This is a genomic window from Georgenia wutianyii (genome assembly GCF_006349365.1).
GTDB lineage: Bacteria > Actinomycetota > Actinomycetes > Actinomycetales > Actinomycetaceae > Oceanitalea > Oceanitalea wutianyii.
In genome coordinates this window covers 350488-374842 of record NZ_CP040899.1, presented here as the reverse complement: position 1 = coordinate 374842, position 24355 = coordinate 350488, and the positions used below count along the sequence as shown (strand labels likewise).

The window sequence follows — 24355 nt, the reverse complement described above, 5'->3', positions numbered from 1 at the left end:
TCTGCTTGCATGAGTGTTTATGACCACATCCAGACGCCGTCCACTCGTCCGAACGGGCGGCCTGGCCGCCACAGCCGCCCTCGCGTTCGCCGCCCTCGCGGGAGCGCCCGCGAGCGCCGCCACCGAGGACTTCCGCATCCAGCCCTACCTGCAGAGCCCGACGTCGTCGTCGATGCTCGTGACCTGGTTCTCCTGGGAGGAGGAGCCCGGGCAGCTCGAGGTCCCCGGCCGCGCGCCGCTCGTCTCCGCCCCCGAGCTCCAGGAGCACCTCGACTGGACCGACAACAACCGGCAGCAGGCGGTGGACAACCCGGAGTGGGGCGACTGGTTCCGCGAGGGCCGCAACTACCGCCACCAGGTGCTCGTCGAGGGCCTGGAGCCGGGCACGACGTACGAGTACACCGTGCGCCAGGGCGACTCGGAGGTCACCAGCACCCTCACCACCGCCCCCACCCGGGAGGACTGGGACCACATCCGCTTCACCGCGATGTCGGACTCCGAGACCGAGCCGGCCGGGCGGGTGACGCACCGGGAGTGGGTGCCGGGCGTCGTCGCCGAGGGCAGCGAGCGCCCGTCGCCCACCGACTCGCTGTGGGCGCAGACGTTCGGGTCGGAGGACCGCCAGGGCGAGCGGATCCTGCGCTACGCGCTCACCGAGGACCAGGGCTTCGCCGCGAACCTGGAGATCGTCGCCGAGCGCGACCCCGACCTCATGCTCTTCGCCGGTGACCTCGTCCAGGGCGGCGGCTTCCAGCCGGCGTGGGACGAGTGGTTCCGCTACCTGAGCGGGGACGTCGGGCAGCTGGCGCAGAGCCGCCCGGTCGTCACCGCGATCGGCAACTGGGAGCCCTACGGCGCCTCCGACGGCGCGTACACGATCCCCGCGGTCATCGACGGGCGCGCGTCCTACCGCAGCTACTTCACCCCGCCGAGCAACGGCACCCCCGAGCACCAGAGCAACTACCACCGCGTCGACCACGGGCCGCTCACCGTGCTCACCCTCGACTCCACCAAGGGTCTGCCCGACGACCACCGCGACAGCTACCCGGAGGCGGAGCGTCTCACCGGCCGCGAGTTCACCGGGCCCGGCACCGACACCCAGTCGAGCTACACCTCCACCGCCTACGAGGAGGGCGGTGGCACCGACCTCTCGCCCTACAACCCGGGCAGCGTCCAGTGGGAGTGGGCGGTGGAGCAGCTCGCCGACGCGCGGGAGCAGGGCCAGGTCGTCGTCGTCCAGTTCCACCACGCGCCGTACTCCTCCGGGGAGCACGGCTTGCCGATGAACCACGTGGAGTCCTCCGGCCAGGGCGGCCCGCCGATGCGTGTGTACAGCGAGCTGTTCGAGGAGTACGGCGTCGCCGCCGTCATCTCGGGCCACTCGGAGATGTTCGAGCGCTCGTGGGTGGACGTCGACGGCGACGGCAGGGGCATCAACTACTACGACGTCGGCGTCGCGGGTGACGGCCTGCGCGGTGAGCGCCACGAGAACGGCAACCTGCTGTCCGAGCCGCTGCTCGAGTACAACCCCTACCGCGTGTGGTCGGCCGACCAGTTCGAGCCGGAGGTGTGGGACGGGGAGGTGCTCGTCGACGGCGGCAAGCACTACGGGCACCTCGAGGTGAACCTCGAGCGCAGCGCCGCGCGCAGCCAGGCGGGCGTCGCCGCGACGATGACGCTCACGCCCGTCTACTCCTTCCCGCTGCTCGACGAGGACCTCACCGTCCTCGGCACCGAGCGCCGCACCTACGACGACGAGGTCGTCCTGCTCATCGGCGAGGACGGCACGGTGCTCCCCGACGCCCCCGCGCCCACCCCGACGCCCACCGAGGACCCCGAGCCGACGGAGCCGCCGGAGCCGCCGACCGCGGACCCGACGCCGCCGCCCGCCGGCTCGGACGCCGACGCGGGCGAGCAGCCGGCAGCCCCGGCCCCGCCGAACGCCCCCGGTGGCGGGAGCCTGCCGAGCACCGGCGCGCCGGTGGGGGTTGCGGCCCTCGCGGCGCTCGCGCTCGTCGGCGCCGGCCTGCTCCTGCGGCGGCGACTGACTCACTGAGACAGCGGTACCTGAGGACCGGCCCGGCGGCTTACGCTGGGCCGGTCCTTTCGTCCTCACGCACGGGAGCAGAACGTGACCCAGCTCGCCTACGTCATCGCCGGCTCGGAGGCGACCGGCGGCGCCGGCATCCAGGCTGACCTCCGCACCTACCAGCAGCTCGGTGTCTACGGGGTCGGCACGATCACGTGCATCGTCTCCTTCGACCCGAAGAACGACTGGGCACACCGCTTCGTCCCGGTCGAGCCGCAGGTCATCGCCGACCAGATCGAGGCCGCGACGGCCACCCACGACCTCGACGTCGTCAAGATCGGGATGCTCGGCACCCCGGCGACGATCGACGTCGTCGCCCGCGCGCTGCGCGCCCAGCCGTGGCGCCACGTCGTCCTCGACCCGGTGCTCATCTGCAAGGGCCAGGAGGCCGGCGCGGCGCTCGACACCGACATCGCGCTGCGCGAGCAGGTGCTGCCGCTGGCCACCGTCGTCACCCCGAACATGTTCGAGACCCGCACCCTGTCGGGGATGGACACCATCGAGTCGGTGGAGGACCTCGCCGAGGCCGCTCGCCGCATCCACGCCCTCGGCCCGAGGTACGTGCTCGCCAAGGGCGGGGTGGAGCTGCCGGGAGAGGACGCCGTCGACGTCCTGTTCGACGGCGAGGAGGTCACGATCCTCTCCGAGCCGAAGATCGGCCAGGAGCGCGTCTCCGGCGCCGGCTGCACGCTCGCGGCGGCGACGGCGGCCGAGCTCGCCAAGGGCGCGGACGTGCACGAGGCGGTCCGCACCGCCAAGGCGCTCGTCACCGCCGGCATCCGCGCCCGGGTGGGCGCGCGGACCCCGTTCGACTCGGTGTGGCAGGGCGCCTACACCGCCTGACCGGCGGCGGCCCGGCCCGGACACGGCTCTGGGACGCCCCTTCGCGTGCCGATGGCGCGCTGCAGGGGGCGTCCCGGGGCGCCACGGGGCGTCCCGGAGGAGGCGGAAGAGGGGCTGGCTACATGCCCGTCACGTTCTCCGCGTCGGAGGCGCCGAGGCGGGCCGTGGCCTCCTCGTGGGACCGGGCGCGCTCGCTCGGGCCGACCATCGACACGTGCGGCCGGTGGCGCAGGCGGTAGGTGACCTCGACGTGCCAGCTCCGCTTGGCCCACAGGGTGGCGGCGAGGGCGACGACCATCGAGGCGATCGCGCCCACACCGATGGACCAGCGGGCGCCGAGCGTCTCCCCGACCCACCCGATGAGGGGTGCGCCGATGGGGGTCGTGCCGAGGAACACCATCATGTACAGGCTCATCACCCGCCCGCGGAACTGCGGGTCGGTGGACATCTGCACGGTGGCGTTCGCGGCGGTCATCATCGTGAGCGAGGTGAGGCCCACCGGGATGGTCATGAGCGCGAAGAGCTCGTAGGTCGGCATGAGCGCCATGACCCCGGAGGTGAGGCCGAAGGCGAACGCGGCCCCGAGGACCAGGCGCACGCGCGGCCGCTTGCGGCGGGCCGCGAGCAGCGCGCCGCTGAGGGAGCCGATGGCCATGATCGAGCCGAGGATGCCGTACTGCCCCGCGCCCTTGTCGAAGACCTCGGTGGCCATGAGCGCGCTCGTCAGCTGGAAGTTCAGCCCGAGGGCGCCGACCACGCCGACGACGACCATGATCGTCATGATGTCGCTGCGCCCGCGCACGTAGGCGAACCCGTCGCGGATCTGCCCCTTCCCGCGGGAGGTGTGCGGCAGCGCGTGGAGCTCGTCCTTGCGCATGAGGGTGAGCGAGAGGATCGTCGCGGCGAAGCTCACCGCGTTGATGATGAAGACCCACCCGGGTCCGACGACGGCGATGAGCAGGCCGGAGACGCCCGGCCCGATGAGTCGGGCGGCGTTGAAGGACGCGCTGTTGAGGCCGACGGCGTTGGGCAGGCTGGCGGGCGGCACCATCTCGGCGACGAACGTCTGGCGCACCGGGTTGTCCAGCGCGGTGACGACGCCGAGCGCGAGCGCGAAGACGTAGACGTGCCACAGCTGGGCGTGGCCGCTGAGCACGAGCGCGCCCAGGCCCGCGGCGAGCACGCCGAGGGCGGTCTGGGTGGCGATGAGGAGCTTGCGGCGCGGCAGCCGGTCGGCGAGCAGCCCGCCGAACGGGCTGAGCAGGAGCATCGGGAGGAACTGCAGGCCGGTGACGATGCCGACGGCCACACCGGAGTTGTCCGACAGCTCGGTGAGCACGAGCCAGTCCTGGGCCACGCGCTGCATCCACGTGCCGACGTTGGCGACGAGCGCCCCGGCGAACCACAGCCGGTAGTTGAAGAACCTCAGTGAGGCGAAGGTCGACCTCATACGTCGGCCACCCGCCGGAGGATCGCCACGGCCGCCGCGAGGGTGGCGCGCTCCTCGGCAGTGAGGCCGTGCAGGAGGTCGTCCATCCAGGCGTTGCGCAGCCGGCGGGTCTCCCCGACCACGCCGGCGCCCTTCTCGGTGAGCTCGATGAGCACCTGGCGTCCGTCGGTCGGGTGGCCGGTGCGCGCCACCAGCCCGGCGGTCTCGAGGGAGGCGATCGTCCGGGTCATCGTGGGCGGCTGGACGCCGTCGCGCTCGGCGAGCGAGCGCGGGGTCGTGGGTCCGTGGTGGGTCAGGCCGGCGAGCACGCAGTACTGGGCCTCGCTGAGATCCTCGCGGCCGGCCTCGGAGCGGATCTTGCGGGACAGCCGCAGGACCGTCACGCGCAGGTCGGAGGCCAGGTCAGGATCGGCGGGGACGCGGCTCGCCGTCGTCGTTGAGGGCGAGGTGGTGGGCATGCCCCCACTCTAGATCGTTAGTTCAGCGAACGAAACAGGCGAATCGGGTGAGGTCGACCACCCGGGCACGCCGACGCCCACCATGCGAGACGACGACGGCGGCCGCGCCCGGCTCCTGGACCGCCCGGGGACGCTCCGGGCCGGGTGCGACGATGACGGCTCCACGACGAACCGGAGGTACTGACCGTGCGCTCGAGCTCCGACCGCATCCTCACCACCCACGCCGGCAGCCTGCCGCGCACGCCCGAGCTGCTCGCCGCCAACGCCGCGCGCCAGACCGGCGAGGCACCGGCGGGCTTCGCCGACCTCCTCGCCGGGGAGGTCACCGACCTCGTCCGGCGCCAGGTCGAGGCGGGCATCGACGTCGTGGGCGACGGCGAGTACGGCAAGGCGATGAGCTCGCCGGTCGACTACGGCGCCTGGTGGTCCTACTCCTTCCAGCGCACCGGCGGCCTGGAGATCATCGACGACGCCTCCTGGGCCACCGCCGACGTGCAGTCCGCCCCCGGGGACACCCGCCTCACCGGCTTCCTGCACCGCCGCGACCGGGCGCTGTTCGCCGACGCGTACGCCGACCCGACGTCCGGCATCTTCACCGGCGACCCCAAGGCCAGCCCGTTCCCCTCGTGCACCGGCCCGCTGACCTACACCGGCCAGGACGCGATCGCGGCGGACATCGCCAACCTCACGGCCGCGCTGGAGCGCACGGGCGCCGAGGAGGGGTTCCTCACCGCCCTGTCCCCGGGCAGCGCCTCGCGCATCACCAACCGGTACTACGCGAGCGAGGAGGAGTTCGTCTACGCGTGGGCCGACGTCCTGCGCGAGGAGTACCGCGCAATCATCGACGCCGGCCTCGTCCTGCAGATCGACGACCCCTCGATCGCGGAGAACTTCGACCAGATCACCCCCGAGCCGAGCGTCGAGGACTACGCCGCCTTCACCCGGCTGCGCGTCGAGGCGCTGAACTACGCGCTGCGCGACCTGCCGGAGGACCGCATCCGCTTCCACCTGTGCTGGGGCAGCTGGCACGGCCCGCACACGACCGACATCGCGATGGCCGACATCGTCTCGACGATGCTGCAGATCAACGCCGGCGCCTACTCCTTCGAGGCCGGCAACGTCCGCCACGAGCACGAGTGGAAGGTGTGGCAGGACGTCGAGCTGCCCGAGGGCAAGCTCATCCTCCCGGGCGTCGTCTCGCACGCGACGAACGTCGTCGAGCACCCCGAGCTCGTCGCCGACCGCATCGAGCGCTTCGCCGCCGGGGTGGGCCGCGAGCGGGTCGTCGCCTCGACCGACTGCGGTCTCGGCGGGCGCATCCACCCGCAGATCGCCTGGGCCAAGCTCGAGACGCTCGCCCAGGGCGCGCGGATCGCGAGCGAGCGCCTCTGGGGCTGAGCCGGGACGACGAACGCGGCGGTGACCGGTGAGGTCACCGCCGCGTTCGCGTCGCGGGGGGCGGTCTCAGAGACCGAGCAGGTCCTGGATCGGGCCGAGCGCGAAGTAGATGACGAAGAGCACGGCGACCGCCCACATCAGCCAGTGCACCTTGCGGGCGCCGCCCTTCTTCGCCGCGGCGAGCACGACGTAGGCGATGAAGCCCGCGCCGATGCCCACGCTGATCGAGTAGGAGAAGGGCATGAGGATGATCGTGAGGAACGCGGGCACCGCGATCGACAGGTCGCGCCAGTTGATGTCGGTGACCTGCTGCATCATGAGGAAGCCGACGACGACGAGCGCGGGCGTCGCCGCCTCGTAGGGCACGAACTGCGCGAGCGGGGCGAGGAAGATCGACAGCAGGAACGCGATCCCGGTGACGACCGACGTCAGGCCGGTGCGCCCGCCGTCGCCCACGCCGGCCGCGGACTCGATGTAGCTCGTGTTGGACGAGACGCCCCCGGCACCACCGGCCGCCGCGGCGACCGAGTCGACGATGAGGATGGAACGCGTGCGCGGCGGGTTGCCCTCCTCGTCGAGCAGCCCGGCCTCGGAGCCGACGGCGACCATCGTGCCCATCGTGTCGAAGAAGTCGGCGAGCATGAGGGAGAAGATGAGCAGCGCCGCGGAGACGATCCCGAGCTTGGTGACGGCACCGACGAGAGAGAACTGACCGAGGGTGAGGAACTCGGGGAGGCTGAAGATCGACCCCTCGATCGCCGGGACGGTCAGGCCCCAGCCACCGACGTCCCCGTCGGCCCGCAGGCCGACGTCGGCGACGGCCTCGATGACGCCGGCGAGGATCGTGGCCACGACGACGCCGATGAGGATGGCCCCGCGGACCTTCTTCACGAAGAGGATGAGGATGAGGAACAGGCCGACGATGAAGACGACGGACGGCCACCCGACGATGGAGCCGTTGTGCCCGAGCTCGAGGGGCGTGCCTCCGGGGCGGACGATGCCCGCGTTGACCAGGCCGATGAGCGCGATGAACAGGCCCAGGCCCACCGAGATGGCGACCTTGAGCTGCTGGGGCACCGCGCGGAAGACCGCCTCGCGCAGTCCGGTGAGCACGAGGACGAGGATGAGGAGGCCCTCGAGCACGACGATGCCCATGGCGTCGGCCCAGGTCATCCCCGGCAGCCCGACGATGGTGTAGGCGACGACGGCGTTGAGGCCGAGTCCCGCGGCCAGGGCCAGCGGGAAGTTGGCCACCGCGCCCATGAGGATCGACATGAGGCCGGCGACGAGCGCCGTGCCGGCCGCGACGGCGGCGAAGTTCGGGCCGTCGGTGCCCCCACCGAGGAAGGCGCCGGTGCTGTCCGGGGTGGAGAGGATCAGCGGGTTGAGGACGAGGATGTAGGACATCGCGAAGAACGTGACGATGCCGCCGCGGATCTCGCGTCCGACGGTGGAGCCCCGCTCGGAGATCTGGAAGTGGCGGTCGAGCCAGCTGCGGTTGTGAGTGCGCGTCGGCGCAGTGGTGGACATGGCCAGAATGGTGCCAGAGACCGCGCCCCGCTCGGCGGGTTGCCCACCTTTCGGTGACCCCGGCTTACGATCGGAGACATGCGCCTGCCGGAGACCCGCTCGGAGGACCTGCCACCCGTGCGGGTCAACACCGTGACGATGTTCCTCACCGGCACGGTCGCGTGGGTGCTCGCCCTCGTCGTCGTCCTCGTCCTGCAGGCGACCGGCCGGGAGGTCTCCGGCGGCGTGCAGATCTGCCTCACCGGGATCGGGCTCGGTCTGCTCGGGGTCGCGTGGGCCGTGCCGCGTCAGCGCCGCGCGCAGCGCCGCGAGGCCGCGCAGCCGCCCACGCCCTGAGCTCGGCCGCCACCGAGCGCCCACTCTCACCCCACCGCTGGGGCGCAGCCCTCAGAGCAGGCCGGCCCGACGGCGGGTGGTGCGGTTGGCGTGGACCGACCAGCGCGGCACCCACCGGCCCAGGGCGCCCGCGGCCGCCGTGCCCGAGGCGGCCATGACCCAGACCCCGGCGGCGAGTGACCCGGCCGCCGCCCCTCCGGCGACGACGAGCGGGCCGAGCGCGGCCCCGCCGTCCTGGAACATCCGCCAGATGCCGAGGAACTGGGCCCGTTCACCGGGCGGTGCGGTGTCGGCGCCGAGGGTCATGAGGATGCCCGAGCTCATCCCGTTGCCCAGGCCGAGGAGGACGGCGACGGCGCTGAGCGCACCGACCGTGCCGGTGAGCGGCAGCAGGGCCATCGCCGCGCCCATGGTGAGCATCGCGGGGATGCCGATCCACAGCCGGCCGTGGGAGTCCATGACCTTGCCCGCCGGGTAGAACAGGAGCATGTCGGCGCCACCGGCGATGCCGAAGATGATGCTCGTCACTGCCGGGTCGAGGCCGAGGTGCTCACCCCACAGCGGCAGCACGGTCTGCCGTGCGCCGCGCACCGCGCCGACGAGCAGCACTGCCACGCCGAGGGTGGCGAACACCTGCCGGTGCTCGGCGAGCACGGAGCGCAGCGAGCGGGTCGGGGTCGGGGCACCCTCGCCGCCCGGGCGGTCGCCGGGCCGGCGGTCGGGGCCGACTGCGGCGATGACGGCGGTCGCGACCAGGGAGGTGCCGAGCGCGAGCCAGTAGGCCGCGCGCACGTCACCGCCGTGGATCACCGCTGCGCCCGCGAACGGCCCGATGAACAGCCCGATCCGGTGGACGCCGGCGAGCGTGGACAGCACCCGGGCCCGGCGCAGCGGCGGGGTGATCTCGGTGAGGTAGGCGTGCCGGGCCAGGTTGAACACGGCGTTCGCAGCGCCGATGAGCAGGACGCACACGCCGAGCACCCCGAGGCTGGGCGCCAGGGCGCACCCGGCGAGCCCCGCCGTCGCCACCATCCCGGCGAGGAGCATGGCCCCGCGGTCCCCCAGGCGGGCGGCGAGCGCCCCGGCCGGCAGGTCGGCGAGCAGCTGGCCCAGCGGCAGCAGCGCCGCCATGAGCCCGGCGAGCGCGAGCGAGGCGCCGAGCCCGGTCGCGGTGATCGGGACGATCGGCAGGACGGCACCCACACCGATCTCGAAGACGAGGGACGGGAGGAACGCCCCGAGCACGACGGTGCGCACCGGGAACATGGGTTCCCGGCCCGTCCCACCGGGCCGCCCCCCTCCCCGCCGGGGCGAGGAGGAGGGCGTGCTCACGGCTGGTCCGGACCGGCCTGCGGGTCGCCGGAGGAGGCCTGGCCGAGGGAGACGACCTCGAGGTCGAGCTCGTCGATGACCGGCTCGGACGGGTTCCACACGCTCGGCCGCTTGCGCTCGCCCGTCTCGGAGTGCGCACCGCAGCCGTGGTCGAGGCTGACGACCCCGCCGTCGTCGGGCGACCACTCGTTGGCGCACACGCCGAAGACCTGGCGCAGCGAGCCGGCGAGCGGGAGGAAGAAGGCGCACGTCGAGCAGGGGGCGTCGGCGGCGCGCGCGCTGGGCGCGTTCGGGCCCCGCTCCCCGTCGTACCAGCGGGTGGCGGCCTGGCGGCGTCCTTCGGGGGACAGCACGCGTTCGCGCCCGAGCCCGACCTCGTAGGCGACGTCGTGGCCGAGGACGTCGGCGTCCTCACCGGTCGCCTCGTAGCCCGCCTCGAGCCGGTCGTCCTCGCCGTTGTACGGCAGCTCGTCGGTGGGGCCGACGTCGCTCGGACGCAGGCGCTGGGACCACGGCACCCACCGGGGGGCCAGGACGGAGTCCTCACCGGCCAGGTGGTTGACCTCGACGACGGTGGCCCGGCGCGCCCGCGGCGGGCGCGCCACGGTCACCGCCCAGTACCAGCCGCGGTAGCCGGGCTTGAGCGACTCGAAGACGTGCGTGAGGAGGCGGGGGCCCTCGAACACGTAGCCGACGTGCTCACCTACCTGGTCGGCCCCGACGTCCTCGACGACGGCCTCGCGCGCGACGTCACCAGCCGCGGCAAGCACCGATTCCTTGGTGGGCGGGGTTGGGCGGGGCACGAGGACGGCAGCTGTCACGTCGTCGATCCTAAGCGCTATCAGGCGTCGAACTGGTCGGCGAGCACCCGCAGGACCTGCGCGAGCTTGGTCCCGCGCGTCCCGTCGGGGTAGCGACCACGGCGCAGGTCGGCGGAGGCACGGTCGAGCTCACGGATGAGGTCCTCGACGATCGGGACCATGTCCTCGGCCGGACGGCGCTGGGCGCGCACGACCGACGGCGGCGGCTCGAGCAGCCTCACGGAGAGCGCCGAAGGGCCCTTCCTGCCGTCGGCGACACCGAACTCCACCTTGGTCCCGGGCTTCGGGTTGGGGTTGTCGGCGGGCAGCGCCGAGGCGTGGAGGAACACCTGGTCACCGTCGTCCGCGGTGATGAAGCCGAATCCGCGGTCCTGATCGAACCACTTGACCTTGCCGGTAGGCACGTGAGGGCCCTCTCTGGAGACGGTGCGGGGGCGGGAAGCATGGGGTGCGAGCATGGGGTGCGGTGTGCCGCCCGGCCAGGATACCGGCCGAGCGGCACGAACGGTCGGCGCTATACCGTGGGCGAAACCGCGGAAGGACGAGGACATGACGCAGCAGCCACCGGACACCCTGCAGCAGCAGGTGCTGGGCCAGCTCGCCCGCTGGGTGGTCACCGGTCTGCCGGTGGAGCCCGGCTGGGACGAGCTGCACCTCTACCTGCGCCCGCTGCGCGACGCGGTGTCCTTCCGCCTCGTCGAGGTGCGCGGGCAGGAGCGCGGCGCCCGGCTCGGGCGCCTCACCCCCGACCAGGCACCCCACGCCCTCGCCCGCCGGCTGCAGGACCTCGGCGTCGACGGCGGCAGCGGCACGTGGGTCGAGGCGGCCCTCACGCTGGCCGCCACCGGCTGGCCGACGCCGACCTACACGGTGACCGGCCGGTTCAACCGCGACGCCGACCCCGCGCCGTGGCGCGAGGGCGACGCGCCCCTCGACGCGACCGACCTCGTCCACCACCTCACCCGCTACCCCCGCCGCGCCGAGGCGGTGCCGGCGTGGATGTCCGAGCGGGTCGCCGCCGCCGGGCTGGACCTGCCGCCCTACCGCGAGGACACCGCCGCCGAGGCGGCACCGCCCGCGAGCACCCCCGGGGAGCGGCGCCGGGTCGAGGCGATCGACGTCGTCGTCGACCGGGACGGTCCGACGCTGCCCGACGGCACCCGCCCCGGCCGCCGGAGGCTGCGGCTGGGCGGCTCGCTCGGCCTGCACGACGTCCTCGAGACCGTCGGCGTCCCGCTCCCGTTCGTCGACGACCACGGGACGTGGATCGTGCGCGCCGGGGAGAGCCGCACCGACGGGCCGGTGATCGCCGTCGTCGAGCAGGGAGCGGGCGCCTCGACGGGCGCGGTGCCCTCCGTGCGGGTCCACCTCGTCACCGACGCCCAGCCCGCCGACCTCGCCGACGACGACGGCCGCCTGCCCCTGTACTACTGCTCCGCGCCCGGTGAGCTGCAGGTCGTCCTCGACAGCGCCCGCCTGGGCGAGGTCACGCTGCCGCCGCGGCCGGTGACCCCGCCGGACAACGAGCCGGTGCGCGCCGCCGTCGCGGAGTTCGCCGCGGAGCCCGGCCCCAAGCGGATGCTCGACGTCCTGCGCCAAGTGCTCGGCGGACGCCTCGTCGTCGACGCGACCGGCTCCGAGCTGCCCTCCCCCGGCGCCCCGAGCCCCGAGCTGCGTCTGGCCACGCTCACCGCGCCGGACGGCAGCCGGGCGCTGGGCGTCTTCACGAGCAACGCCGCGCTCGTCGAGTTCCGCCGCACCGCGGGCGGCCCGGGGACCGTCACCGGCATCGCGCAGCACGGCACCCGGCTGCTGGAGATGTTCCACGGCTCGTCCGAGCTCACCTGGTTCATCGTCGACCCGGCCGGCCCCTCGTGCGCCATCGGGCACAAGGAGGCCGAGCTCGCGCTGGCGGCGCCGAGCGCCGTCGCGGTCAAGGACCTCCTCGCCCGTGACCACACGACCCAGGAGCTGCTCGCCGCGCTGAGCGAGCCCGACGCCACGCTGTTCATCGCCCACGCCGAGATCGAGGGACGCACCGGCCCGGTGCTCGTGCGCGACCGCTCCGACGGCCGCCCGCTCATGCTCGCCTTCACCTCCCCGGTGGAGGTCACGGCCTACAACCAGAAGGTCGGGGTCCGCCGGCTGCCGGTCGGGGCGGTGTTCGAGCTCGTGCTCGCCAACCGGGCCAAGGCGCTGGTCCTCAACCCCGGCGGGCCGCGCGCGGTGCTGCCCTCCGCGCAGGTGTGGCACGCGCTCGGCAACCCGGACCTGCCGCCCGTGACGGAGCCCGCGCCCGGCACCCCCGACGACGCTCCGGGCGGTCCGTGAGCACCGCGCGCCTCGCCGACGTCGTCGCCGCCCTCGCCGGGCTCAGCGACGACGGGCTCGTCACGCTCCTGCGCGACCGGCCCGACCTGCCCGTCCCGCCCCCCGCCCACCTCACGGCGCTGGCCGCCCGCGCCGTGTCCCGGCCGTCCGTCGAGCGGGCGCTGGCCGGGCTGGACCGCCACACCCTCGACGTCGCGGAGTCGGTGTGCGCCCTCGCCGCGCTCGGGCCGGTGACCCCGCAGGCGGTGGCGAAGGCGCTGGGCACGCCGAAGCGGCAGGTCACCGACGCGTGGGCGACGCTCACCCGGCTGCTGCTCGTCGTCGACGGGCTGCCCGTCGCGGCGCTGCTGGAGACGCTCGGCCCCTACCCGGCCCGCCTCGGGCCGCCCCTGGCCGCCCTCACCGGCACCCACGAGCCGGTGACCACCGCCGAGCGGCTGGCGCAGGTCATGGCCGACGCGCCGCCCGCCGCGCAGCGGGTGCTCGACGCGCTCGTCGCCGGGCCGCCGGTGGGCGTGACGAGCGGGGAGCCGGGCACCCGGTGGCTGCTCGACCACGGCGTGCTCCAGCGGCTCGGCGCGAGCCAGGTCGTCCTGCCGCTGGAGACCGGGCTCGCCGCCCGCGGCGGACGCACGCACCTCACGACCCAGCCCGTGCCACCGGCCGTCGCGGCACCGACCCGGCCCGCCGCCGTCGTCGCCGCGGAGTCGACGCGCGCCGCGGAGGAAGCCGTGCGGCTCGTCGGGCTCGTCGTGCGCGAGTGGTCCCTCGAACCGGTGCCCGCGCTGCGCAGCGGCGGCCTCGGGGTGCGCGAGCTGCGCCGGCTCGCGGCCGAGCTCGACCTCGCGCCCGAGCGGGCCGCGACCGTCGTCGAGCTCGCCGCGGCGGCCGGACTGGTCGTGCCCGACGACGACGGCGAGCGCACCGTGTTCGTCCCCACCGCCGCGGCCGCGGACTGGAGCGAGGACGAGCTGGCCGACCGGTGGGCGGTGCTCGCGACCGCGTGGACAGGCTCGACACGCATGCCGTGGCTCGTGGGCACGCGCGACGACCGCGGGACGCTGCGCGCGGCGCTCGGCCCGGGCCTGGAGCGCGGCTGGGTGGCCCGGCTGCGGCGCCGGGTGCTCGCCGCGCTCGCGGAGCTGCCCGCCGGGACCGCACCGGGCGCGGCGGACGTCCACGCCCTCCTGCGCTGGCGCGCCCCGCGCGCCACGCCCCCGGAGGCGAGCGTGGCGGCGGTGCTCGCCGAGGCGGAGCTGCTCGGTCTCACCGGCGCCGGGGCGCTGTCCACGGCCGGCCGCGCCGTGGCCGCAGGGGAGGAGCCGGCCGACGTCGCAGCGGCACTCGCTGCGGACCTGCCCGAGCCGGTGGGCGAGATCCTCCTCCAGGGCGACCTCACCGCCGTCGTGCCGGGACGCCCCACCCGCGAGCTGGCCGAGCTGCTCGGGCACGTCGCGGACGTGGAGAGCCGGGGTGCGGCGCTCACCGTGCGGTTCACGGCGGAGTCGGTACGGCGGGCGCTGGACGAAGGGCTGGCGGCCGACGCGCTGCTCGCCGACCTGGCCAGCGCCTCCCGCACACCGCTGCCGCAGGCGCTGGAGTACCTCGTGCGCGACTCCGCGCGGCGTCACGGGCGCCTGCGGGTGGGCGGGGCGGGCAGCTACCTGCGCACGCCCGACGAGGCGACCACCCGCGCGCTGCTCACCGACCCGCAGCTCGCGACGCTCGGGCTGCGTGAGCTCGCCCCCACCGTGCTCGTCAGCCCCGCCTCACCGGGTGAGCTCCTCGAGACGCTGCGGCGCAGCGGTGCCGCGCCGGTGCTCGAGGGGCCCGCCGGCGCGGTGTCGCTCGGCTCGCGGGCGGGCGCCCGGCGGTCGGTGCGGGCGGCCACGCTCGTGCGCCGCGCCGGGGAGGTCCAGGTCCAGGGGCCCGACGACGCCGCCCTCACCGCGCTCGTCGGCCGGATGCGCCAGGGCCAGACCCGCGCCGAGCAGCGCGACGACCTGCCCGCCACCGACCCTGTCCACACCGTCGCCGCGCTGCGGGAGGCCGCGAGCGCCGGCAGTCAGGTGCGCGTCGAGGTCATCGGCGCGAGCGGCCGGCCCGAGCGGCGCCGGGTGCGCCCGCTGAGCGTCGAGGGCGGCCGGGTGCGGATGCTCGACCTCGACCGCGAGGCCGAGCTCGTCGTCGCCGTCCACCGGATCAACGCCGTCGGGGCGATCGACGGCTAGCCCGGCGGCCGCGGCGCTTCGCCGTCGTCGCCGGGTGGTGCCCCAGGTCCGCCCGCGGCGTGACGCAGGCTGATCCTCACCGCGCCGAGGAAGACCTGGATCACCAGGCCGAGGAGGACGAGGCCGGTGACCATCTGGACGGTGACGACGACGCGCGCCGGCTGCGAGACCGCGGCGATGTCACCGAAGCCGACCGTCGCGAGCGTGGCGACGGTGAAGTACAGGGCGTCGGTGCGGTCGACCGGCTCGGTGAAGGCACCGGGCTCACGGGCCGACATGGCCGTGTAGGCACCGGCGAAGAGGAGGACGTACAGCGGGATCGAGGTCGCCAGCGCCTCCACCGCGCGCAGCCGCGGGGAGGGGGAGATGACCACCGCCCGCAGCTGCCACACCAGCAGCGCGCCCAGGACCACGAGCCCGACGACGAGCACGACCGGAGCACCGCCCCGCTCCAGCGGGAGCGCGTAGTAGACCGCCAGCAGCACCACCCCGGTCAGCAGCGGACGCAGCAGCGTCCAGGGACGCACCCGGTGGCGTCCGGCGGAGAGCTCGGCAGGTCCACTCATCGCCGGTGATTGTCCTCCCAGGGCTCCGGGACCGCAGGGGCGAGGGACGTCACCGTGACCGGAACGCCCGGAGACGCGACAATGGTCCGATGCCCGACGGCCCGCTCATCGTCCAGTCCGACAAGACCCTGCTCCTCGAGGTCGACCACCCGCGCGCCCGGGACGCCCGCCGCGCGATCGCCCCGTTCGCCGAGCTCGAGCGCGCCCCGGAGCACATCCACACCTACCGCCTCACCCCGCTCGGCCTGTGGAACGCGCGTGCCGCGGGCCACGACGCCGAGCAGGTGGTCAGCGCGCTCATCGACTACTCGCGCTACCCGGTCCCCCACTCCCTCCTCGTCGACGTCGCCGAGACGATGGACCGCTACGGGCGCCTCACCCTCCTCGCCCACCCCGCGCACGGGCTGGTCCTGGAGACGACCGACGTCCCCGTCCTCGAGGAGGTGCTGCGCTCCAAGCGCATCACCGGCCTGGTCGGCGAGCGGCTCGACGAGCGCACCGTCGTCGTCCACTCCAGCGAGCGCGGCCAGATCAAGCAGGCGCTGGTCAAGCTCGGCTGGCCGGCCGAGGACCTCGCCGGCTACGTCGACGGCGAGGCCCACCCGATCGCGCTCGACACCGGCGACTGGTCGTTGCGCCCCTACCAGGAGGAGGCCGTCGACGGGTTCTGGCACGGCGGCTCCGGCGTCGTCGTCCTCCCCTGCGGTGCGGGCAAGACGCTCGTCGGCGCCGGGGCGATGGCCCGCTCGGGCACGACGACGCTCATCCTCGTGACCAACACCGTCTCCGCCCGCCAGTGGCGTCACGAGCTGCTGCGCCGCACCACCCTCACCGAGGACGAGATCGGGGAGTACTCCGGCGCCCGCAAGGAGGTGCGCCCGGTGACGATCGCGACCTACCAGGTGCTAACCACCCGGCGGAAGGGTGTCTACCCGCACCTGGAGCTGCTCGACGCCCGCGACTGGGGCCTCATCCTCTACGACGAGGTCCACCTCCTGCCCGCCCCGATCTTCCGCATGACGGCCGACCTGCAGGCCCGTCGCCGCCTCGGCCTCACCGCCACGCTCGTGCGCGAGGACGGCCGGGAGGACGAGGTGTTCTCCCTCATCGGGCCCAAGCGGTACGACGCCCCGTGGAAGGACATCGAGGCCCAGGGCTACATCGCCCCGGCCAAGTGCACCGAGGTGCGCCTGACCCTGCCGCAGCACGACCGCATGGTCTACGCCACCGCCGAGGCCGACGAGCGCTACCGCCTCGCCGCGACCGCCGGCGGCAAGGAGCGCGTGGTCGAGGACCTCGTGCGCCGCCACCCCGGGGAGCAGGTGCTCGTCATCGGGCAGTACCTCGACCAGCTCGAGGACCTGGCGGGCCGGCTCGACGCCCCGCTCATCACCGGCGCGACGACGGTCAACCAGCGCGAGGTCCTCTTCGACCGGTTCCGCGCCGGGGAGCTGCCCGTCCTCGTCGTGTCGAAGGTCGCGAACTTCTCCATCGACCTGCCCGAGGCGTCGGTCGCGGTCCAGGTGTCCGGGTCGTTCGGCTCGCGGCAGGAGGAGGCTCAGCGCCTCGGGCGCCTGCTGCGGCCCAAGGCCGACGGCAAGACGGCGCACTTCTACACGGTGGTCACCCGCGACACGGTCGACCAGGAGTTCGCCGCGCACCGCCAGCGGTTCCTCGCCGAGCAGGGCTACTCCTACCGGATCGTCGACGCCGAGGAGCTCGAGTCGCTCGACCGCTGATCCCGCCGGTCGCTACAGGTCGCCGAGCCGGGCGATCCCCTCGAGGGTGGCGGCGGTGCGGCGGGTGAGCGCCGCGTGCTCGGGGTCGGCCGTGCCGGTGCGCACGCGCTCGGCGAACCACGTGGCCTGCGCGCCGTACTGGTCGCCGTCGACCTCGAGGACCTCCCGGTCCTCGCTCCGCTCGACGACCACCCGCGCGGGCGCGTCGCGGCGGTCGGCCCGGAACGCGTCGGGCAGGTGGATCGTGCCCTCGCTGCCGATGAGCCGCGCCTCCGCGCGGAAGGCGGCGTCGAAGGAGCAGTGGAGGTTCGCGGTGAGCGCCCCGTACCGGGCGGTGACGGACACGCGGGTGGCCACCCCGCCCGGCTCGTCGCGGTGGGAGACGACGCCGAGGTCGTCCGGCTCGCTGCCGGTGAGCCAGCCGAGCAGGTCCACCGGGTAGCAGCCGATGTCGTTGAGCGCGCCGCCGCCGAGGTCGCGCCGCAGCCGGATGTTCGGCGGCTCGGTGCGGGCGAGGGTGAAGTGGAAGGAGCTCTCCACGGTGACGAGCTCGCCGATCGCCCCGCCGTCGAGCAGCTCGCGCACCCGCCGCAGCTGGGGGTGGTGGCGGTACATGAACGCCTCGGCGACCTGGACCCCGGCCCTGCGGGCGGCCGCCTCGACGGCGTCGAGCTCGGCCAGGCCCAGGACGATCGGCTTCTCGCACAGGACGTGCTTGCCGGCCTCGGCGGCCGCGACGGTCCAGCGGGCGTGCTCGGTGTTGGGCAGCGCGACGTAGACGACGTCGACCTCCGGGTCCGCGAGCAGCTCCTCGTGGCTGCCGTAGGCCCGCGCGATGCCGAGGTCGGCCGCGTAGCCGGGCGCCCGGCCGCTCGCCGAGCTCACCGCGAGGACCTCACCGGCACCCGCGCGCCGGATCGCCGGGATCATCGCGGTCCGGGCGATCCCCGCCGCACCCAGCACGCCCCAACGCAGCCCGTCCACCATCGTCTCCTCCTGTCGCCGTTCCCGCCGCCAGCGTATCCCCGGCCGGCCACGCACCCCGGCCCCGCGCCCCGCCCGCCCTGCTCCCGTCGAGGTCGCACGTTCCGCTCACTGGTCACCTGTTGTCTCGGCGGGACGGTGAGGGGAACCGGCGCCCTCGACGCAGGAGCGCGGGCGGCCGGCACGGCATGATGGGCGCGATGACGACGACGGCGGAGCACGTGGGCGAGCACGGCGAGCAGGTGGGCGCCGAGCTCGTCGCCGTCATCACGGCCGTGCAGAACGCCACCCCGCTCGTCCTCACCACCGCCGACGGCCGCCTCCTGCCGTCGGGCCCGCTCGTGCCCGGGCGCGGCACGATGCAGGCGAACCTGCGCGCGTGGGTCACCCGCCAGACCGGCTACGAGCTCGGGTACGTCGAGCAGCTCTACACCTTCGCCGACCGCAGCCGCGGCCCGCGGCCCGTCCTCGAGGTCTCGTACCTCGGCCTCACGACCGTCTCGTCCGTCACCCCCGGCTGGCGCTCGTGGCTGGACTACTTCCCGTGGGAGGACCAGCGCTCGGGCGACGACGGCGCCCTCGCCGCGCTCGCCCCGGCCCTCGAGCGGTGGGCCGAGGAGGACCCCGACCAGGCCGCGCGCCGCCGGCTGCGCGTCGCTGTCACCTTCGGCCTCCACGGCCAGCCCTGGCCGCCCGAGCTCACCCTCCAGCGCTACGAGCTGCTCTACGAGGCGGGCCTCGTCCCCGAGGCGCACGGCGGCGCGGCCACCCCGGGGACCGGGCAGCCGATGGATCGCGACCACCGCCGCATCCTCGCCACCGGCATCGGCCGGCTCCGCGCGAAGATCCAGTACCGCCCCGTCGTCTTCGAGATGCTCCCCGAGTCCTTCACCCTCGGGCGCCTTCAGACCACCGTCGAGGCCGTGGCCGGCCAGCTCCTCCACAAGCAGAACTTCCGCCGCCTCGTCGAGCAGCAGGACCTCGTCGAGGAGACGGGCGAGGTCGACTCCTCCACGGGCGGGCGCCCCGCCAAGCTCGTCCGCTTCCGCCGCGCCGTCCTCGACGAGCGCGAGGCCGCCGGGACGAAGCTGCCCATCGCCCGCTCCCGGTAGCGGCCCGCCCCGCGGGGGACATTGCGTTGCGCCGACTGGGACGCGAAGATCGCATGGTGAGCCAGACCTCCCCCCGGCGCCTGCGCCGTGCCGCCCTCCTCGCCCCTCTCCTCGTGCTGCTCGGCCTCGTCGCCGGGCCGGCGGCCGCCGAGCCGCCCCTCTTCCTCCAGGACCGGGTGACCGACGAGGCGGGGGTGCTCGACGGCGGCGAGGTGGACGACGTCGAGGAAGCTGTCGCGGACCTGCAGAGCGAGGCGGGGGTCTCCCTGTTCGTCGTCTACGTCGACTCCTTCGACGGCATGGGCTCCGAGGCGTGGGCCGAGGAGACGTACGAGACGTCGAACCTCGGCACCGACGACTCCCTGCTCGCCGTCGCGGTCGAGGACCGCGCGTACTTCCTGGGTGGCGGCACTGCGCTCGTCTCCGAGGCGGGATACGCACAGATCCGCACGAACCTCGTCGAGCCCGAGCTCGCCGAGGACAACTGGGGCGCGGCAGCGGTCGCCGCGGCGGAGGGTCTGCAGGAGTGGGCGACCAGCGGCACTATTGACGGCGCAGCGACCGGCGAGGGCTCCGGCGGCGGCATGGGCTTCCTCGGCACGCTCCTCGTCATCGGGCTCATCGGCATCGCCGTCATCGCCGTCATCTCCTGGGCCCGCAGTCGCAGCCGTGGTCAGGTCGCGGGGCCGCGGACCCAGGAGCTGCCCCCGGACCACCCGCTGCGCCTGTCGACCGAGGAGCTGAACAAGCGCGCCGGCTCGGCGCTGGTCGCCGTCGACGACGCGATCCGCTCCTCGGCGGAGGAGCTCGGCTTCGCCCAGGCGCAGTTCGGTCTCCAGGCCACCGACTCCTTCAGCGCGGCCCTGGAGGACGCCAAGGCCAAGGCCGGGCGCGCCTTCCACATCCGCCAGCTGCTCGACGACGACCAGCCGGAGACCGAGCCGCAGGCGCGGACGATGATGGCCGAGATCCTCACCCTGTGCGACGACGTCGCCCAGACCCTTCGTGACCAGGCCGCCCACTTCGGCGAGCTGCGCGACATGCAGTCCCGCGCCCCGCAGGTGCTGGCCGAGATGGAGCAGCGCGCCACCGAGGTCGAGGGCCGGCTGCCCACGGCGCGCGTCGTCCTGAACGGCCTCGCCGCCCGCTACCCGGCCAGCGCCCTCACCTCGATCTCGCAGAACCCGCAGCAGGCCACCGGCCTGCTCGCCGGCGCCCGCGAGGCCATCGCCGAGGGGCGCCGCCAGATCGAGGGCGAGGACCGCGCGGCCGCCGTCGCCGCCGCCTACACCGCCCAGGAGGCGATCGGCCAGGCCGCGTCGCTGCTCGACGCCGTCGACCGCGCCGGGGACGACCTCGCCCAGGCCGGCAAGCGCCTCGACGCCGCGCTCGCCTCGATCAGCTCCGACGTCCAGGACGCCGCACGGCTCGCCCCCGAGGACGCCGTCGTCGCCCCGCGCGTCGTCGAGGCCAGGGCCGCGATCGAGCAGGGCAACCAGGCGCGCCAGGGCGGGGACCCGCTCGCCGCGCTCGCCCGGCTCACCGCGGCCGAGGACGCCCTCGACGCCGCCCTCGCGCCCTCGCGTGAGCTCGACGAGCGACGCCGCCGTGCGCAGGGCCAGCTCACCCACCGGCTCGACGCCCTCAACGCCCGGATCGGCGCGGTCTCCGAGTTCGTCCGCACCCGGCGCGGGGCGGTCGGCACCGAGGCCCGCACCCGCCTCGCCGAGGCGTCCCGCCTCGCCCAGCAGGCCGGGGAGCTCGCCGGCTCCGACCCCGAGCGCGCCCTCGCGCTCGTCCAGGAGGGCGAGCAGCGCATCGCCGCCGCCCAGCAGCTCGCCGAGCGCGACACCGACTCCTTCGGGGGCGGGTTCGGCGGCGGCCTCGGCGGAGGTGGTGGCCGCGGCGGGATCGACGTCGGCTCCCTCATCCTCGGCGGCATCCTCCTCGGCGGCGGCGACCGGCACAGCGGCTGGGGCGGTGGCGGCTTCGGCGGAGGTGGCGGCTTCGGCGGGGGCGGCGGCTTCGGCGGCGGCGGCGGGGGCTTCGGCGGCGGTGGCGGCTTCGGCGGAGGCGGCGGCCGGTTCTGAGAAGCACGGCCGGACCACGACGCGTTTTTGCAAGAATCCAGCAGGACCACACGACGAGAGGCAGCACACCATGACCGAGAAGCAGAGCATCCTGGGTCGCATCGCCCAGCTGACGCGGGCGAACGTCAACGCCCTCATCGACCGGGCCGAGGACCCGCAGAAGATGCTCGACCAGCTCGTGCGCGACTACACCAACTCGATCATCGAGGCCGAGGAGGCGGTGGCCGTGACCATCGGCAACCTCCGTCTCGCCGAGCAGGACCACGCTGCCGACGTCGAGGCCGCCCGCGACTGGGGCAACAAGGCCATCGCGGCGTCGAACAAGGCCGAGCAGCTGCGCGCGAGCGGCGACACCTCCGAGGCCCAGCGCTTCGACAGCCTCGCGAAGATCGCCATCACCAAGCAGATCGCGGCCGAGAAGGAGGCTCGTGACGCCGAGCCGATGATCGCCTCGCAGAACGAGGTGGTCGACAAGCTCAAGACCGGCCTCACGCAGATGCGCGTCCAGCTCGAGGGTCTCAAGAGCCGGCGCGACCAGCTCGTGGCCCGCCAGAAGACGGCCGAGGCCCAGGGCAAGGTGCAGAGCGCCATCTCCTCGATCAACGTCCTCGACCCGACCACCGAGATCTCCCGCTTCGAGGAGCAGGTGCGCCGCGAGGAGGCACGCGTCGCCGGCCACGCCGAGCTCAACGCGGGCTCGCTGGAGTCACAGTTCGCCGAGCTGGAGGACTACGGCACCCAGAGCGAGGTCGAGCTGCGGCTGGCCGCCCTCAAGCAGGGCAAGCAGCCCGGCCAGATCGAGGCCTGACCGCCCCTCCCCTCACCCCCTTCCGGCGAGAGCCGGGTCGTGCACACGTGCAGGATCCGGCTCTCGCCGCATGTGAGGGTCCCCTCTCCCGCCGAGAGATGGATCGCGCACGCCGTTGCGGCCCTCGCCCCTGCGACGTCGCTAAGGTGTGGCCATGACGGACTCCCCGCGCACCTATCTCCTCATCGACGGGGAGAACATCGACGCCACCCTCGGCATGAGCGTGCTGGGCCGGCGCCCCGCCCCCGAGGAGCGGCCGCGCTGGGACCGCATCCTCGACTTCGCCGACGCCGTCTTCGACCAGCCGGCCAAGGGTCTGTTCTTCCTCAACGCGAGCTCGGGCCAGATGCCGATGGGCTTCGTCCAGGCGCTGCTCGCGATGAGCTTCCACCCGATCCCGCTCGCCGGGGCGGCGACCGAGAAGGTCGTCGACATCGGTATCCAGCGCACGCTCGAGGCGATCGCGCAGCAGCCGGAGGGCGACGTCCTCCTCGCGAGCCACGACGGCGACTTCCTGCCCCAGGTGGAGCAGCTCGTCGACGCCGGCCGCCAGGTCGGGATCATCTGCTTCCGCGAGTTCGTCAACTCCCACCTCACCGAGCTCACGTCGCGCGGCCTGAAGATCTACGACCTCGAGGACGACCTCGGGGCCTTCCAGACCCCGCTGCCGCGCGTCCGGATCATCCCGCTCACCAGCTTCGACCCGATGCGCTACCTCTGAGGTGACCGACCTGCTCGTCCGCGGGGCCCGGCTCGTTCCGGTCGCCTCGCGGCGCCCCCGCGCCGTCCCGGCCCCACCTGCGGGCGTCGTCGACGTCCGCGTGGAGGACGGGCGGGTGGTCGAGGTCGGGCCCGGCCTGCGCGGGCGCGGTGAGGAGCTCGACGCCGAGGGCCGGTGGCTCGTCCCGGGCCTGTGGGACCAGCACGTCCACAGCGGCCAGTGGGCGCGCTCGTTCACCCGCGTCGACGTCTCCTCGGCCGCGAGCGCCGCCGACGCCGTCGCGATCGTGCGGGCCGCCGTCGCCGGCCGTCCGCCGGCACCCGGCGTGCTCCTCGAGGGGTACGGCTTCCGGGACGCGCTGTGGCAGGACGTGCCGACGACGACGGCGCTGGACGCCGCGGCGGGCGACGTGCCCGTCGTCCTCGTCTCGGGCGACGTGCACTGCGGGTGGCTGAGCAGCGCCGCGATGGCCCGGCTCGGGGTGCCGCACCGCGACGGGCTCGTCCGGGAGCACGAGTGGTTCGACGTGCTCGCGCGCATCGGGCGCCTGCCGCACGCGGAGGAGGCGGGCCTGCGCGCGGCGCTGGGGTCGGCGGCGGAGCGCGGCGTCGTCGGCATCGTCGACGTCGAGTTCGCGGCCAACCACCGCAGGTGGCCCGAGCGTGTCGCGGCAGGCCTGGACACCCTGCGCGTGCGCACCGGCGTCTACACCGACGACCTCGACGACGTCCTCGCCGCGGGCCTGCGCACCGGCGCCCCCCTGCCCGGCGGCGCCGGGCTGCTCACCATGGGGCCGGTCAAGGTCATCACCGACGGCGCGCTCAACACCCGCACCGCGCACTGCCACGACCCCTACTCCGGCGGCGACGGCACCCACGGGGAGCAGACCGTCCCCGCGGCCGAGCTGCGGGCGCTCATGCGTCGCGCGAGCGCCGCCGGGCTGACGACGGCGGTGCACGCCATCGGCGACGCGTCGGTGACGATCGCGCTGGACGCCTACGCGGCCACCGGCGCGCGCGGCACGCTCGAGCACGCCCAGCTCGTGACCGCCGAGGACGTGGCGCGCTTCGCGCGGCTGGGCGTGGCCGCCAGCGTCCAGCCCGCCCACCTGCTCGACGACCGCGACGTCGCCGAGGCGTACTGGGCCGGGCGCGCCGGGCGGACCTTCCCGCTGCGCGACCTGCTCGACGCCGGGACGGAGCTGCGGTTCGGCTCCGACGCGCCCGTCGCCCCGCTCGACCCGTGGCTGGCGATGGCCGCGGCCGTCTCCCGCACCGGGGACGAGCGTCCCCCGTGGACGCCGGAGCAGCGGATCACCCCCGCCGAGGCGCTGGCCGCGAGCACCGACGGCTGGGGCACGGTGGCCCCCGGACACCCGGGCGACCTCGTCCTCCTCGACGCCGACCCCCTGAGCGCCGACCTGCGCACCATGCCCGTCGCCACCACCATCCTCGCCGGCCGCGTCACCCACGACACCCGCTGACCCTCGGGCGGACGGTCCTCCCTCTGGGACGCC

The 24355-nt window shown here is 74.5% G+C and carries 20 protein-coding genes; 12 read left to right on the top strand and 8 right to left on the bottom strand.

Annotated features, from left to right (window positions below):
* Nucleotides 1-19: 19 nt before the first annotated feature.
* Nucleotides 20-2056, top strand: coding sequence for a purple acid phosphatase family protein (locus FE251_RS01745; protein ID WP_179954770.1), 2037 nt, complete (start codon nucleotides 20-22; stop codon nucleotides 2054-2056).
* A 75-nt stretch (nucleotides 2057-2131) separates the two neighbouring features.
* Nucleotides 2132-2932: a bifunctional hydroxymethylpyrimidine kinase/phosphomethylpyrimidine kinase gene (thiD, locus tag FE251_RS01740; RefSeq protein ID WP_139947560.1), complete on the top strand. Its 801-nt coding sequence runs from the start codon at nucleotides 2132-2134 to the stop codon at nucleotides 2930-2932.
* 118 nt (nucleotides 2933-3050) lie between these two features.
* Here the strand turns inward: thiD and FE251_RS01735 are convergent, their stop codons facing one another.
* Nucleotides 3051-4382: an MFS transporter gene (locus tag FE251_RS01735; RefSeq protein WP_139073436.1), complete on the bottom strand. Its 1332-nt coding sequence runs from the start codon at nucleotides 4380-4382 to the stop codon at nucleotides 3051-3053.
* Nucleotides 4379-4840, bottom strand: coding sequence for a MarR family winged helix-turn-helix transcriptional regulator (locus FE251_RS01730; protein ID WP_139947558.1), 462 nt, complete (start codon nucleotides 4838-4840; stop codon nucleotides 4379-4381). The genes FE251_RS01735 and FE251_RS01730 overlap by 4 nt, the downstream gene beginning before the upstream one ends.
* 186 nt (nucleotides 4841-5026) lie before the next feature.
* Here FE251_RS01730 and FE251_RS01725 point away from each other — a divergent pair, with 186 nt between their 5' ends.
* Nucleotides 5027-6238, top strand: coding sequence for a cobalamin-independent methionine synthase II family protein (locus tag FE251_RS01725; RefSeq protein WP_139947556.1), 1212 nt, complete (start codon nucleotides 5027-5029; stop codon nucleotides 6236-6238).
* Nucleotides 6239-6304: 66 nt separating this feature from the next.
* Here FE251_RS01725 and FE251_RS01720 read toward each other — a convergent pair whose 3' ends face one another.
* The gene (locus FE251_RS01720) at nucleotides 6305-7768 is read right to left on the bottom strand and encodes an NCS2 family permease (protein ID WP_139073439.1); all 1464 of its coding nucleotides are present in this window, start codon (nucleotides 7766-7768) and stop codon (nucleotides 6305-6307) included.
* A gap of 78 nt (nucleotides 7769-7846) precedes the next feature.
* On the opposite strand from FE251_RS01720, the gene FE251_RS01715 reads away from it, so the two are divergent.
* Entirely contained in the window at nucleotides 7847-8104 is a 258-nt protein-coding gene (locus FE251_RS01715; RefSeq protein ID WP_139073440.1) for a DUF2530 domain-containing protein, read from the top strand.
* 51 nt (nucleotides 8105-8155) lie between these two features.
* Here the strand turns inward: FE251_RS01715 and FE251_RS01710 are convergent, their stop codons facing one another.
* The 3 genes from FE251_RS01710 to FE251_RS01700 form a co-directional block, all read right to left on the bottom strand.
* Nucleotides 8156-9370: an MFS transporter gene (locus tag FE251_RS01710; protein WP_139073441.1), complete on the bottom strand. Its 1215-nt coding sequence runs from the start codon at nucleotides 9368-9370 to the stop codon at nucleotides 8156-8158.
* Nucleotides 9371-9432: 62 nt separating this feature from the next.
* The gene (locus FE251_RS01705; protein WP_139073442.1) at nucleotides 9433-10257 is read right to left on the bottom strand and encodes a DUF3027 domain-containing protein; all 825 of its coding nucleotides are present in this window, start codon (nucleotides 10255-10257) and stop codon (nucleotides 9433-9435) included.
* A 20-nt stretch (nucleotides 10258-10277) separates the two neighbouring features.
* Nucleotides 10278-10661, bottom strand: a complete 384-nt coding sequence (locus FE251_RS01700; RefSeq protein ID WP_139073443.1) for a cold-shock protein — start codon at nucleotides 10659-10661, stop codon at nucleotides 10278-10280.
* A 145-nt stretch (nucleotides 10662-10806) separates the two neighbouring features.
* On the opposite strand from FE251_RS01700, the gene FE251_RS01695 reads away from it, so the two are divergent.
* Nucleotides 10807-12588, top strand: a complete 1782-nt coding sequence (locus FE251_RS01695; RefSeq protein ID WP_139073444.1) for an SseB family protein — start codon at nucleotides 10807-10809, stop codon at nucleotides 12586-12588.
* The gene (locus FE251_RS01690) at nucleotides 12585-14819 is read left to right on the top strand and encodes a helicase-associated domain-containing protein (RefSeq protein WP_139947554.1); all 2235 of its coding nucleotides are present in this window, start codon (nucleotides 12585-12587) and stop codon (nucleotides 14817-14819) included. Before FE251_RS01695 ends, FE251_RS01690 begins: the two co-directional genes overlap by 4 nt.
* On the opposite strand, the gene FE251_RS01685 is transcribed toward FE251_RS01690, so the two are convergent.
* Nucleotides 14816-15385: a potassium channel family protein gene (locus FE251_RS01685; protein ID WP_139947553.1), complete on the bottom strand. Its 570-nt coding sequence runs from the start codon at nucleotides 15383-15385 to the stop codon at nucleotides 14816-14818. The two genes, FE251_RS01690 and FE251_RS01685, sit on opposite strands and share 4 nt — an antisense overlap.
* An 89-nt stretch (nucleotides 15386-15474) precedes the next feature.
* Between FE251_RS01685 and FE251_RS01680 the strand changes: the two genes are divergently transcribed.
* Nucleotides 15475-17124, top strand: a complete 1650-nt coding sequence (locus tag FE251_RS01680; RefSeq protein ID WP_139947551.1) for a DNA repair helicase XPB — start codon at nucleotides 15475-15477, stop codon at nucleotides 17122-17124.
* 12 nt (nucleotides 17125-17136) lie between these two features.
* Here FE251_RS01680 and FE251_RS01675 read toward each other — a convergent pair whose 3' ends face one another.
* On the bottom strand, nucleotides 17137-18108 hold the full coding sequence (locus FE251_RS01675; protein ID WP_168202613.1) for a Gfo/Idh/MocA family protein: 972 nt from the start codon (nucleotides 18106-18108) through the stop codon (nucleotides 17137-17139).
* A gap of 200 nt (nucleotides 18109-18308) precedes the next feature.
* Between FE251_RS01675 and FE251_RS01670 the strand changes: the two genes are divergently transcribed.
* The 5 genes from FE251_RS01670 (at nucleotide 18309) to FE251_RS01650 (ending at nucleotide 24322) form a co-directional block, all read left to right on the top strand.
* Complete coding sequence (locus FE251_RS01670) at nucleotides 18309-19220, top strand: NUDIX hydrolase (protein ID WP_139947547.1); 912 nt, start codon at nucleotides 18309-18311, stop codon at nucleotides 19218-19220.
* Nucleotides 19221-19273: 53 nt separating this feature from the next.
* The gene (locus FE251_RS01665; RefSeq protein WP_139947545.1) at nucleotides 19274-21310 is read left to right on the top strand and encodes a TPM domain-containing protein; all 2037 of its coding nucleotides are present in this window, start codon (nucleotides 19274-19276) and stop codon (nucleotides 21308-21310) included.
* A 70-nt stretch (nucleotides 21311-21380) separates the two neighbouring features.
* Entirely contained in the window at nucleotides 21381-22118 is a 738-nt protein-coding gene (locus tag FE251_RS01660) for a PspA/IM30 family protein (protein ID WP_139073451.1), read from the top strand.
* A gap of 154 nt (nucleotides 22119-22272) precedes the next feature.
* Nucleotides 22273-22839, top strand: coding sequence for an NYN domain-containing protein (locus FE251_RS01655; protein WP_139073452.1), 567 nt, complete (start codon nucleotides 22273-22275; stop codon nucleotides 22837-22839).
* Between the two features lies 1 nt (nucleotide 22840).
* Entirely contained in the window at nucleotides 22841-24322 is a 1482-nt protein-coding gene (locus FE251_RS01650) for an amidohydrolase (protein WP_139947543.1), read from the top strand.
* Nucleotides 24323-24355: the final 33 nt, after the last annotated feature.

Bases quoted from the DNA above. Each gene is read 5' to 3' on its own strand.
- FE251_RS01745 (WP_179954770.1), top strand. From the start codon at position 20: ATGACCACATCCAGACGCCGTCCACTCGTCCGAACGGGCGGCCTGGCC.
- FE251_RS01735 (WP_139073436.1), bottom strand. From the start codon at position 4,382: ATGAGGTCGACCTTCGCCTCACTGAGGTTCTTCAACTACCGGCTGTGG.
- FE251_RS01730 (WP_139947558.1), bottom strand. From the start codon at position 4,840: ATGCCCACCACCTCGCCCTCAACGACGACGGCGAGCCGCGTCCCCGCC.
- FE251_RS01720 (WP_139073439.1), bottom strand. From the start codon at position 7,768: ATGTCCACCACTGCGCCGACGCGCACTCACAACCGCAGCTGGCTCGAC.
- FE251_RS01715 (WP_139073440.1), top strand. From the start codon at position 7,847: ATGCGCCTGCCGGAGACCCGCTCGGAGGACCTGCCACCCGTGCGGGTC.
- FE251_RS01710 (WP_139073441.1), bottom strand. From the start codon at position 9,370: ATGTTCCCGGTGCGCACCGTCGTGCTCGGGGCGTTCCTCCCGTCCCTC.
- FE251_RS01695 (WP_139073444.1), top strand. From the start codon at position 10,807: ATGACGCAGCAGCCACCGGACACCCTGCAGCAGCAGGTGCTGGGCCAG.
- FE251_RS01685 (WP_139947553.1), bottom strand. From the start codon at position 15,385: ATGAGTGGACCTGCCGAGCTCTCCGCCGGACGCCACCGGGTGCGTCCC.
- FE251_RS01680 (WP_139947551.1), top strand. From the start codon at position 15,475: ATGCCCGACGGCCCGCTCATCGTCCAGTCCGACAAGACCCTGCTCCTC.
- FE251_RS01670 (WP_139947547.1), top strand. From the start codon at position 18,309: ATGACGACGACGGCGGAGCACGTGGGCGAGCACGGCGAGCAGGTGGGC.
- FE251_RS01665 (WP_139947545.1), top strand. From the start codon at position 19,274: ATGGTGAGCCAGACCTCCCCCCGGCGCCTGCGCCGTGCCGCCCTCCTC.
- FE251_RS01660 (WP_139073451.1), top strand. From the start codon at position 21,381: ATGACCGAGAAGCAGAGCATCCTGGGTCGCATCGCCCAGCTGACGCGG.
- FE251_RS01655 (WP_139073452.1), top strand. From the start codon at position 22,273: ATGACGGACTCCCCGCGCACCTATCTCCTCATCGACGGGGAGAACATC.